The following is a 13065-nucleotide window of genomic DNA, read 5'->3' on the forward strand; positions in this document are numbered from 1 at the left end:
TTGCAGTTGGCGTTGCTGTCGGTGTTGCAGTTGGCGTTGCCGTAGGTGTTGCAGTTGGCGTTGCCGTTGGTGTTGCAGTTGGTGTTGCAGTTGGCGTTGCCGTTGGTGTTGCAGTTGGTGTTGCTGTTGGTGTTGCAGTTGGCGTTGCTGTCGGTGTTGCAGTTGGCGTTGCCGTAGGTGTTGCAGTGGGTGTTGCAGTTGGCGTTGCCGTTGGTGTTGCAGTTGGTGTTGCCGTTGGTGTAGGCGTCGGCGTCACGGTCGGTGTCGGTGTTTTTATAGGTCTGGGCTCTCCCTTCAGTCCTGGATAATGCACTTCATTTCCCTGCACAAAAGTCTTTGCAACCACAGAACCAACTACCATAGCCCACCCATTGCTGAAATCAGCATTCGGCGCCAGAATTCTTCCAAACACAGATTGATTCAAAACCAGATTTCCGCTACTCTGTCCCAAATTCCAAATAATATTTGCTGCCCATCCCTGATGTGCATAACCACCATCTGCAGCCATATTTGCGCAATCTATATTTGTCCAGTTACCAAGGCAATTAATAATTACAAGTTTGCCTTCCTGCGCATCTTTCAGTACAGTGGCAACCTCTGTCTCTGTCAATCTTCCTTCAACATTGATTACAGTTACTGTTTCGGAAGATGTCATATTGTAGTAATTCTGTGAATCTGCTACTGCCTGTGCAAGTGCATTATCTACTGCTGTACTGACAGCTCCCGTTTCACAAACACTGATAGGTTCCGTATTACTAATAGTTCCTACCGTAAACCAAAAATCCTCTTTACCAGTCTCTTTTACTACAAGATTAACATTTCCACCATTATTTTCATTATATTTAGGCACAAAAGTTTTATCGGTATTGGCAGGCATTTCAATTACCAAAGAGGCCTTTCCATCATACCCGCCATTTCCCACTGTCAGCATAGCTTCTGATATCTGACCGATATAATTCACACTGGGTCTGTAGAAATCAACACAATTCCGCAGATTAGCGACTAAACCGCCGCCTTCCAGATGGCCTCCGGTATATTCCTGTGCAACAACAGCAAATTCTTCATAATTCAAAGTACCTACTGTTATCAGGTTTACTGTCTCATTTGCTTCCGCACTTAAATTCATTGTCAGCGGCATGATAAGACCTGCACCTGCTGCCACTTCCGGTGTAGCCACCGCCGTTGCTTCCGGTTCTGCCGCCATCGTTGCTTCCGGTGTCACCTCCGGATCAGCTACTGTATTTTCTTCCACATCAATATTCTCTCCGGATGCAGAGTCTTCCCCAACTGTTGCCTCTACCGCAACCAATTCCTCTGCCTGTACCGTAAGTGTTCCGTTCCCCGCAACGGTTCCCATTACCAGCGCTGCCACCAGAACCTTTACTAATTTTTCCTTCACATACTTGCTAAGTCTGCTCATCTGATTTCTCCCTCAATGAAATCCCATGTCTTCGTTCCAAAACGTACTCAAACGTTTTCGTTCCTCTTTACATCTATTAAGACTATGGATCTCATAAAAAGGGTTCAGATTTTTTACTAAAATTGTGATTTATTGCTTATTTTTGTTCTCTGGTTGTCTTTTTGAAGGCTCACAAGGGGCACACAGTCTTAATTATTGACCGTTTCCGTTAATACTCCATGTAACAGGGCACGCTTCTTGGTACCGGCAGAACCGTAGCAGGTGGACAGCGACACAATGTTCCCCCTGGCACTTAAGTCCACATCCGAGGCATACAGGGAATGCTCTGTCGCCCACTGCACGTAATCATCATAGGAAGCATCCGAGGTAAAGGTTGCGAAGCGGTCGCTGGTGCTTCTGGTCTCGTAATAAGCAAAGATTTCATAAATATAGACCTTATCTTCCGTATAGATATAGAAATACGGGTTCTCCCCGCAGCTTACGGTCCCCTTCAACAGATTTTTAAAACTACCGAACATGCTCTCATCCCGCATATTATGTCCGAAGACGAAGGTGTTCCGGTCCGACCAGTCCGCCGAAGCCTCACAATCCATGAAAATGCATCCGGCATTTACACTTTCTCCCTCAAAAGAGTGCTTCAGATAATAATTGTTGTCCTCGCCCTGTACCACCGGATAGCTGATGTCAAGTGCCGGAAAATAAAGCCAGCCTCTGAAATCCGGGTTGGTCTTCTTGAGATTTGCAAAATCAATCTGCAGATCGGGGTAGTTTTTCACCTGTACTTCTTCTGTCTCCTCCACCTTGGGCTCTTCTACCACTACCTCCTGCCTGATGGCATCATATTCGCTTTTCGCCTTTTGCTCCGACAGATAGGAATACAGACTCATTCCTCCGGTGATCAGAACTGCAGCCGCCAGTATTGCGGTAATGGCATTTTCCACTTTTTTATTCTTCATGCTTGTCCCCTTTTTTCCGTTTTTTGCATCTGTCTGAATTTACTAATGATTATAACTTATTTTTAAGTAATCGTCTTTACGAAAAACTCATTTTTTGATATTTTTAAGTTGTGATTATAAAACTATTGGGGGAATTATATCTTATGATACATTTTTTTGCTATCCTTTCACTGCTTCTGTGCGGTGTCTGCTATACCGGCTTCCAAAAAGAGGAAGACAAACATAATACCCAAAACATTACCCGGTTCGTCTGGATCATTTTCGGGGCTGCCCTGCTGCTTCGTCTGATCCTTGCTTATACCACCCACGGTTTCGGCAATGATATTGCCTGTTTTGCTGCGTGGGCTGACCGGATCTTCACCGTAGGTCCCGGGGCATTCTATTCCGCGGAGACTTTTACCGATTATCCGCCTGGATTCATGTATGTCCTGTATCTCATCGGGGCGCTGCGTTCCCTGCTTGGGATCCCTTATTATTCCAGCCTGCATATCATGCTGTTAAAGCTGCCTGCTATTCTGTGCGACATGGCCTGCGGCTATCTGCTCTACAAAGAGGCGACAAAAAGACTGCATTTTTCCGAAATGCAATCTGTATGTGTAGCTTGTGCTTACTTGTTCCAGCCGGCAATCATCCTGAATTCTTCCTGCTGGGGGCAGGTGGATTCCGTTCACACCCTGGTGGTGATCCTGATGTGCCTGTTTCTTATGGACGGCAAAATGCTTCCGGCTTATGCGGTCTACGGTATTGGAGTTCTGTTAAAGCCGCAGACACTGATCTTCACTCCCGTCCTTCTGGTCGGCATTTTGGATCATGTATTTTTGCAGGATTTTTCCTGGAGGAAATTCTTTTATAATCTGTGCGGCGGTCTGGCTATGATCTGCGGCATGCTTCTGTTGTGCGCCCCCTTCGGACTGAATGCCGCGATCTCACAGTACACTTCCACGTTGGGTTCCTATGAATATGCGGCGGTTAATGCCTATAATTTCTGGGGGCTGTTAGGCATGAACTGGATGGACCAGAACACGATCTTTCTGTTCCTTCCCTGCCGAACCTGGGGATCCATTGCCATTGTGCTGATCGTTCTTTTTACTTTTCTGATTGCCTTGCGTTGCCGAAAAGAGCCTTCACGCTATTTTTGCCTTGGTGCTTTTATCATTCTGACTATGTTCCTGTTTTCTGTCAGAATGCACGAACGCTATATGTATCCGGGACTTGCACTGCTGCTGTTCTGCTGTCTGTATAAACCCGCCGGCTCCCTGTGGAAATGTTATGCAGGCTTCGCCGCGCTGCATTTCTACAACACTGCCAACGTGCTGTACCATTACGATCCGCAGAACTATGACCGCAAGGCCCCCATAATTCTGCTGGTATCCGCAGGCATGTTATATTGTCTGTATGATTTCTACAAAATCATCTGGAAATATTATGTCCATGGAGAAGCGGTACCTATTGTCACTGGCGTAAGAAGGCATGCCGGAGCAAAACGCAGTTCTTCTACAGCCTCCGGTACCGGACTGAGGCAGCTGTTCCGGGAACATTTTCTGTCTCCCTTAGAGCCCACGCCTTCCGAAAAACGTCTGCGTCTCACGAGAGCAGACCTGTGTCTGTTGCTGGCGATCTGTGCTCTCTACAGCTTTTTTACGCTCTATGACCTGGGTGACCGCAAGGCTCCCGAGACAACCTACGATATGACACAGAATCAGGTCATCGAACTGGAATTTCCGGAAAATACAGTTCCCGTCACCCTGGCAAGTTACATCGCGCCCTGGCATCAGCGGCATTTTACGGCTGAAGTCCGTAGCTCAAAGGCGGAGGACTGGACGTATCTGGGCGAGATCATTCTGAACAATGTCTTCACCTGGCAGGATGTGTCCCTGGAAGATCTGACGCAGACAGCAGGCGTAACAGACGCCCGTTACTTACGTCTCACACTGACCGATACGGATGCGTCTCTGATCGAGCTGGTCTTCACCGATGCGGACGGTGAAATCCTACGCCCTGTGAATGCCTCTGCTTACGAGACTTTGTTCGATGAGAGCGGTTGCTACCCGGAACGCTATTCTTTCCGTAACAGCATGTATTTCGATGAGATCTATCATGCCCGTACGGCTTATGAATTCCTCCACGGGCTGCCCACTTATGAAAATACGCATCCGCCTTTGGGCAAAATTCTGATCTCTGTGGGTATCGCTATTTTCGGGATGAATCCCTTCGGCTGGCGGATCATGGGTACTTTATTTGGCATCGCCATGCTGCCGTTCCTCTATCTGTTGGGGAAGAAAATGACTGGTAATACTCCCGCGGCGGCTCTCGCCTGCTTCCTGTTTGCCTTTGATTTTATGCATTTTACACAGACGAGAATTGCAACGATCGATGTCTATATCACGTTCTTCGTGATTGCCATGTATTATTTTATGTGTAGCTATTGCAGCATGAGTTTCTATGACACGCCACTACACAAGACCTTCATTCCATTAGGATTATGTGGTGTCTGCATGGGGCTTGGCATTGCCAGCAAATGGACCGGTGTCTATGCCGGATGTGGTCTGGCACTGCTGTTTTTCGCGCACTTGCTGCGGCGCTACCGGGAATACCTTTACGCCAAAGCACATCCCGGCAAAAGCACAAACGGTATCGATCATAAATACATAGTGAAGAATTTCCCTAACTATACGATCAAGACCATTGATTTCTGTCTGACCTTTTTCGTATTGATCCCGGTAGTGATCTACCTGCTGTCCTACCTGCCTTTTGTAGACAATTCTCATCCGGGATTGTTTGACCGTATGCTGGCAAACCAGACTTCCATGTTCAACTACCACAGTGGCCTGGAGGCGACACATCCCTACTCTTCCTCCTGGTATGAGTGGCCCACCATAGTCCGTCCGATCTGGTACTATTCCGGATATCTGACCGATGCAGTCAAAGAGGGGATCAGTGCTTTCGGCAATCCTGTTGTATGGTGGATCGGTATTCCGGCATTTATTTACATCCTGTACCTGTTAATTCGCAATAATGCGTTTCTTTGTTCTCTGGCAGGACACACAAAAACAGAGAGCTCCACAAATACTGCGATTACCCTGTCCCGCAGAGAATATGCAGCAGCTGCTTTCCTGGCAGTCGGCTACCTGGCGCAGTACCTGCCCTGGTTCTTCGTCACCAGGATCACTTTCATCTACCACTATTTCCCCAGTGTTCCTTTTGTAGTGCTGATGATCGTATACAGTCTGATGCAGTGGAAGAAGCATATGTCTGACCGCACCTTCGTCATAGTCTGCTGCGCTTATGCCGCGGTGGCGTTTGCCCTGTTCCTGCTGTTCTATCCGGTATTGTCCGGGCAGCCGGTGGATGTGGATTTTGTAATAAAATACTTACGTTGGAGACCGACCTGGGTATTAATCTCTGGTTAAGAGGGAGATATCACATGAATAGGATAAAATTTAATTTATTTCAACTTGCCGCTATGATTGGAAGCATCCTTTTTCTGTTTTTAACCGGAAGTCTGCTGCTCCATAATCCTTCTTTTTCTACTTGGGGCAGTGCTCTTGTTTTCCTGTGTTTCCTGCTTTACTTTCTTCACAGGACTCATGGAAAAGAAGCTTTCTGCGACAAAATATATCCGTATTGCCTGATCGGATTTGTCATACTGTTTGGAATCTTTCAGTTTTCCCGGATCGAAGAATTACGTTTCCAGCCCAGCTTTGATCTGGATGCCATCTATGGCGGTGCCATTCAATGGCTGGAAACCGGAAGTTTTCCGAATTACTATGACTATTTTGACTGGTTTCCCAATAACCTGGGCGGTCTTATGTTTCTCTATGTGCTATTTCGAATTGGCACCGTATTTACCGGAGATTACTTTCTGATTGCGGCATATGGCAACGGACTTTTACTGCTTCTAACACTTGTTATTGCCAGCCTCACGACACGTAAATTATTCGGAAGCCGCCACGGTTTGTTGACTTTACTGATCAGCATATGTTTTCTGCCGTTTTCCTTTATGGCTGACGCCTTTTATACAGACTCTCTGTCTCTGCTTTTTCCGATTTTCCTGTTTTATCTGTCTCTGTTTACGGATGTTCCGGATTGGAAGAAAAAGATTGCCATATATCTACTGTCGGGACTTACTGCCACGATCGGCATTTTTATCAAACCTACTGTCTGCATCATGGTGATTGCTATTATACTGTCTTTTCTTTTTCAGAAAAAATGGAAGAAAGCAGGCGGATATGTGCTGAGTGTCAGTCTGATCTATCTCGTGGTTTCGCTGATTTTTCACAATTACATGTACTCCGTCCATCTGGACTCTGGTCTGGCTGTCATTAAGAATACGCCTTCCCTGCACTGGATCATGATGGGGCTTACCGGAAACGGAGGATACAATCCGGCAGATTATGAATTCACACGTTCCTTCCAAAACCCTGCCTTGCGAAATCAGGCGCTTTGGAGCGAGATTGGAAACCGTATCTCCGAAAACGGTCTTACCGGTATGCTTGCCCTTTATGCAAGAAAGCTTTATCGCTGTTTCGGAGATGGCACTTTGGCACTTTCTGATTTTTTGGATGACAGTCCCGTTCATTCTTCCTGGCTTCATTCTTTTATTTTATACAGTGGGGAAAAATATCATTCTTATCAGGCTGTCTGCAATATGGTTTTCTATGCATTGCTTGTGCTGCTGGTAATTGCTGCCATGAATTGTATTCGCAGGACCGCATCACCATCTTCTGTTACCTCTGACACCCTTGTATCGGATCCGATCACCGCTTTGCAGGCGCCTTTGTTGGCTATTATCGGCATCACCGTGTTCCTTATGCATTGGGAAACAAGTGCACGCTACATCACCAACTATGTTCCGGTCCTACTGATTGTTTCCGTTTACGGAATAGAATGTTTACATGAAAGTATTGTTCTTTCCTCTGTAAAAAAACGGATTATCTCTTTTGTGGAACGTTACCCGGAAGAAATAAAAATCTTTTGTGCTGCTATTGGTTTTCGTATTATATTCTATCTGTTTTCCATAGTTGTTATGGCGGTCATGGGCGATTATTCCGGCGGAATCACTTTTTCGGATTTTCTGGAGGTATGGAAACGCTGGGATTCACAGCATTACCTTAATATTGCCGAGAATGGCTATGCGGGTGCCATAGAAAACGGAGAACATATTTTTTTGGTGTTTTATCCGCTACTGCCGTGGCTTTTGCGCTGGCTTGGTTTTTTCTTCCACGACATGCGCTTCTGCGGAATTTTACTTTCAACCATATGCTATGGAATCGGCTGTATCTTTTTATATAAAAATGCAAAAACAGAGTTTAATAAGCAAGCCGCACTGACCGCTACATTGGCCATCAGCGTCTTCCCCTTCGGATTCTTTTTCGGCTCCATTATGACAGAGTCCCTGTTCCTCGCCATTGCTTCTGCCTTTCTTTACTATGTGAGGCAGCATAAATGGTCTATGGTTGCCATCCTCGGTTTTCTCGCCTGTCTGACAAAGGTACAGGGACTGCTTTTGGCATTTGCCGTGCTGGTGGAACTATTTTATTCTGAAGGTGGAGTTACCCTGCTCCGCGGCAAAAAATGGAGAGATTTCCTGCACAAGGTGCTTCTCCCCGGTTGTCAGGCTGCTGTCATGCTGTTTGGCTTTGTCGTATATCTTCTGATCAATTATCAGGTAGAGGGGGATCCTTTCCGTTTCCTGTATTATCAGTCCAATCACTGGTACAACGGATTTGCTCCGATCTGGACAACGCTGCACTATATCATTCAAAACGCCATCACCGGCTGGTACACCTCCACCGGTATGTGCCTATGGTTACCGGAACTCGTGTTGTTTTTTGTCTATATCGCAGGTATCATTTATGGTTTCCGCAGGAAAATGCGTCCCATGTACCTCGCCTACCTGATTGCCTTTTTCCTGCTGACCTACTCCTCGAGCTGGCTGATCAGTGCCGGACGCTATACCCTGTCTGCCCTGCCACTGTTTCTGCTTGAAGGTGATTGGCTGCAACGTCATGAAAAACTCAAATTCCTCATATTACTGCTTTCATCCATGCTTATGATGCTGTATTTTGTGGGATATTTCAGTTGGAAACAGATCATGTAAAAACCGACTCCCTCAGACACAGACAGCGCATATCCATAAAAAAACAGTGCCCGGATCATATCTTTCATGATCCGGGCACTGTTCTCTATAATCTTGGGAATATCCTTAGCCTTCGGCGATGGCATGACCGGTGTACAGCTGGTAATATCTGCCCTTCTGAGCGATAAGTTCGTCATGACTGCCTCTCTCGATGATGCGTCCCTGTTCCAGGACCATAATACAGTCACTGTTTTTAACAGTAGAGAGTCTGTGGGCGATGACAAAGGTGGTTCTGCCCTTCATCAGCTTATCCATGCCGTCCTGTACAATCTTCTCAGTACGGGTATCGATGGAGCTGGTAGCCTCATCCAGAATCAGTACCGGCGGATCCGCTACTGCGGCTCTGGCAATAGACAGAAGCTGTCTCTGTCCCTGGCTTAAGTTCGCGCCGTCACCGGTGAGGACTGTGTTGTAGCCATCCGGAAGCTGACGGATAAAGGTATCCGCATTCGCTAACTTCGCTGCTGCGATAACTTCCTCGTCGGTAGCATCCAGCTTACCGAAACGAATATTGTCCATTACGGTAGCAGTGAACAGATGGGTATCCTGCAGTACGATACCTAAGGATTTTCTCAGATCCGCTTTCTTGATCTTGTTAATATTAATGCCGTCGTAACGGATCTTACCATCCTGAATATCATAGAAACGGTTGATCAGATTCGTGATCGTGGTCTTACCGGCGCCGGTGGATCCTACAAATGCGATCTTCTGACCGGGCTTTGCATACATCTCGATGTTATGCAGAACGATCTTGTCGTCGTTGTAGCCAAAATCCACATCGTCGAATACCACTTCACCCTGTAATTCAATATAATCTACCGTACCGTCTGCCTGGTGTACATGCTTCCATGCCCACATACCGGTTCTCTCGGGACACTCTACGATCTTGCCGTCTACCTTTTTCGCACGTACCAGCGTTACATAGCCTTCGTCGGCCTCTACTTTTTCATCCAGCAGATCAAAAACTCTCTTGGCACCTGCCTGTGCCATGACGATACTGTTCAACTGCTGGCTGACCTGACTGATCGGCATGTTGAAGCTTTTGTTAAAGGTTAAGAAGCTGGCCAGCTTACCTAAGGTCAATCCTGCGAAACCGCCCAGTGCCATGGCACCGCCGACGATAGCACATACCACATAGCTTAAGTTACCCAGCTGTGCATTGATAGGTCCCATCAGGTTAGCAAACTTATTTGCATTATAAGCACTTTCGCACAACTCGTCGTTCAACTTTTTGAACTCTTCCAGGCTCTTGTCTTCGTGACAAAATACCTTGACTACCTTCTGGCCTTCCATCATTTCTTCGATATAGCCATTCACGGTACCGATATTCTTCTGCTGCTTTACGAAATATTTTCCGCTTAAGCCTGCAACTTTACCTGTGACAAACATCATCAGTGCCACCATGATCAGACTGACTGCTGTCAGCGGGATACTCAGTACCAGCATACTTCCCAGCGTACCCACTACAGTAATAAAACTGGAAAATACCTGCGGGATACTCTGGCTGATCATCTGACGCAGAGTATCAATATCATTGGTGTAGATGGACATGATATCACCATGGGAATGGGTATCAAAATACTTGATCGGCAGCTTCTCCATGTGTTCAAACAGATCATCACGGAGACTCTTCAATGTTCCCTGCGTTATCGTCACCATGATACGGTTGTAAGCATACGTAGCCGCTACACCCACCAGATAAAAGCCTGCCACACGGATAATTTCCCGGAACAGATTGCCAAAGTCCGGAGTCTCCTGTCCGATCATGGGCAGGATATAGTCATCGATCAGCCTCTGCATGAACAGAGTACCCTGAATACTTGCCACAACACTCAGTACGATACAGATCAATACAAAAATGAAGTGAATGCCGTAGTTTTTGAAAATATACGCCATCAGTCGCTTAAATATTTTTCCCGGATTGTCAACGCGCGTACCGCCCTGCATTCTTCTGCCGGGTCCACGCATTCCGCCGCCCATAGGTCCTGGCATTATGACTCACCTCCATTCTCATCAAAGTCGCCGCCACCCGTCTGGGTCTGGGCTTCATATACTTCTTTATAAATGTTATTGGTACGAAGCAGTTCTTCATGGGATGCAAACGCATCGATCCTGCCGTTATCCATTACGATGATGCGGTCCGCATCCTGAATGCTGGAGATACGCTGTGCGATGATGATCTTCGTCGTACCGGGGATCTCCGTGGCAAATGCCTTGCGGATCTTCGCATCGGTAGCAGTATCCACGGCACTGGTGGAATCATCCAGGATCAGTACCTTCGGCTTTTTCAGCAGTGCTCTGGCAATACACAGTCTCTGCTTCTGTCCGCCAGATACGTTACTTCCGCCCTGCTCAATATAAGTATTGTATTTTCCAGGCATCTTTTCAATAAATTCATCGGCGCATGCCAGACGGCAGGCACGGATGCATTCCTCTTCGGTGGCGTTCTCGTCGCCCCAACGGAGGTTCTCCAAGATTGTACCGGAGAACAGCACGTTTTTCTGCAATACCACGGATACCTCATTACGTAAGGTTTCCAGATCGTAGGTTCTGACATCCTTGCCGCCGACATAAACGGTACCCTCAGTGACATCATACAGACGGCTGATGAGGTTCACCAGACTGGTCTTAGAGCTTCCGGTACCACCCAGAATACCGATGGTTTCTCCCGCCTTGATCTCGAAGTTCAGATCATCCAGCACCGGCTTTTCACTCTGCTTGTTGTAACGGAAGGTCACATGATCAAAACGGATGCTTCCGTCGGTTACATCGTAGTCAGGCTGTTCGGGGTTGGTGATGTCCGCCTTTTCATTTAATACTTCCGCGATACGCTTTCCGCTGGCAGCACTCATGGTCATCATAACGAAGATCATGGCTAACATCATCAGGTTCATCAGAATGGTCATGCAGTAGGTCAGCAGACTCATCAGTTCACCGGTGGTTAACTGGCTGGCAACGATCATATGGGCACCCAGCCAGCTGATTCCGAGAATACAGCCATATACGGTAAACTGCATGACGGGCCAAATGGTGACCATGGTACACTCTGCCTTTTTGAACATCTTGTAAATGTTGTAGCTCGCTTTGTGGAACTTGTCGATCTCATAGTCCTCGCGCACATAAGCTTTTACCACGCGCTGTGCTGCTACGTTCTCCTGTACGCTGGCATTTAATTCATCGTATTTTTTGAAGACTTCGCTGAAATATTTGGACACTTTCCGCATAATGAAGATCATGATGACACCTAAAAATACGACTGCCACCAGATAAATGCTTGCCACTTTCGCGTTGATCAAAAACGCCATCAGCATGGCGCAGATCAGGCTGACCGGTGCACGGAAGCACATACGTAACAGCATCTGATATGCATTCTGCACGTTGGTCACATCCGTAGTCATACGGGTGACCAGTCCTGCGGTGGAGAACTTATCAATGTTGGAGAAAGAGAAGGTCTGAATATTCTCATACATGGCTTCTCTTAAGTTTCTGGCAAATCCGGTGGATGCCTTCGCACCGTATTTACCACCCATGACACCGGCGAACAATCCGACAATGGCTGCCAGGATCATATAACAACCGATGATAAAAATATGTTTCATATCTCCCGCCTGCACACCGTCATCAATGATGGATGCCATCAGGAGCGGAATCACCATTTCCATGGCTACTTCCAGGATCATGAATATGGGAGTGACGATCGAAGCACTCTTATATTCCTTGATCTGTCTGGCTAATGTTTTAATCATAGCTGATTTCCTTTCTGCTTTTCTTCTTAAATTATTTCTATCTAATTTCCTCGTTATTTCTTTACTGCTTCTTTTTTATTTCTTGGCTGCTTCTTTTTTATTTCTTGGCTGCTTCTTTGCTGTTTCTGATTTTTCTACTCTGATAAATGCTCGGTGATCTGCCTGTTGGGAGCATCCGTTAACGTTACACTCTCCGTCCATTCCCAGATTCTGCATCATTTTATCCAGAATACACAAAAATGTTGCCTTTTCCTCTTCTGTCAGCCCTGCTTCCAGTTCCCGGTTAAAAATCCGGATCTGCTCTTCGATCAGATTATGATGCTCGACCGCTTTCTCTGTCAGAAGAATCCTTTTTAATCTGGCATCCTCCGTCGATGCTACCCGGACGAGATATCCCTTCTGCTCCAGGCTCTGAAGCATCACCGTCGCTGTGGATCTACGGATTCTGAACTCCTTCTCCACATCCTTTTGATAGACATCTCCCTGTCGGCTTTTGTGGTACAAATATCCCAGAAGCGGTCCCTGCATTCCGTTCAGTTCATGACCATCCTGCTGGGCAAAAATTGCTTCCATCTTCCGACGGATCATATTGTTGGCGGCCTTGATCTCGAATCCAAGCTGACGATTCGTCAGTACATCTTTCTCGTCCATTCTGCCTCCTTTATTTTCTATATACTTCAAACCATAAACTGCTGAAATCAGCTTCTGCATTTTAGCATAGCATGAAAAGACGTACATTCCATGTTATTTTGCAAAAAATGTTAGATAGCTAACTTTTTTGTTAGCCATCTAACATTATAACGC

7 protein-coding genes are annotated in these 13065 nt (G+C 46.6%); 2 read left to right on the forward strand and 5 right to left on the reverse strand.

Translation table 11 applies throughout. The features are described from left to right. The coding region (locus tag ACTRDR_RS10740) for a collagen-binding domain-containing protein (protein ID WP_440527464.1) at positions 1 to 1420 on the reverse strand (1420 nt) is incomplete at its 3' end. Positions 1421 to 1608: 188 nt separating this feature from the next. Continuing rightward, complete coding sequence (gene srtB / locus ACTRDR_RS10745; protein WP_440527466.1) at positions 1609 to 2376, reverse strand: class B sortase; 768 nt, start codon at positions 2374 to 2376, stop codon at positions 1609 to 1611. 143 nt (positions 2377 to 2519) lie between these two features. On the opposite strand from srtB, the gene ACTRDR_RS10750 reads away from it, so the two are divergent. Both ACTRDR_RS10750 and ACTRDR_RS10755 read left to right on the forward strand, forming a co-directional pair. Continuing rightward, complete coding sequence (locus ACTRDR_RS10750; RefSeq protein ID WP_440527468.1) at positions 2520 to 5786, forward strand: phospholipid carrier-dependent glycosyltransferase; 3267 nt, start codon at positions 2520 to 2522, stop codon at positions 5784 to 5786. A 14-nt stretch (positions 5787 to 5800) separates the two neighbouring features. Then, positions 5801 to 8476: a glycosyltransferase family 39 protein gene (locus tag ACTRDR_RS10755; RefSeq protein ID WP_440527469.1), complete on the forward strand. Its 2676-nt coding sequence runs from the start codon at positions 5801 to 5803 to the stop codon at positions 8474 to 8476. A 105-nt stretch (positions 8477 to 8581) separates the two neighbouring features. Here the strand turns inward: ACTRDR_RS10755 and ACTRDR_RS10760 are convergent, their stop codons facing one another. The 3 genes from ACTRDR_RS10760 to ACTRDR_RS10770 form a co-directional block, all read right to left on the reverse strand. After that, complete coding sequence (locus tag ACTRDR_RS10760) at positions 8582 to 10507, reverse strand: ABC transporter ATP-binding protein (RefSeq protein ID WP_440527471.1); 1926 nt, start codon at positions 10505 to 10507, stop codon at positions 8582 to 8584. Further along, positions 10507 to 12261: an ABC transporter ATP-binding protein gene (locus ACTRDR_RS10765; RefSeq protein ID WP_440527473.1), complete on the reverse strand. Its 1755-nt coding sequence runs from the start codon at positions 12259 to 12261 to the stop codon at positions 10507 to 10509. Before ACTRDR_RS10765 ends, ACTRDR_RS10760 begins: the two co-directional genes overlap by 1 nt. A gap of 75 nt (positions 12262 to 12336) precedes the next feature. Further along, positions 12337 to 12912, reverse strand: a complete 576-nt coding sequence (locus tag ACTRDR_RS10770; RefSeq protein ID WP_440527474.1) for a MarR family winged helix-turn-helix transcriptional regulator — start codon at positions 12910 to 12912, stop codon at positions 12337 to 12339. Positions 12913 to 13065 lie beyond the last annotated feature (153 nt).

It is taken from the genome of Simiaoa sp., from assembly GCF_051972595.1.
Lineage (GTDB): Bacteria > Bacillota > Clostridia > Lachnospirales > Lachnospiraceae > Acetatifactor > Acetatifactor hominis.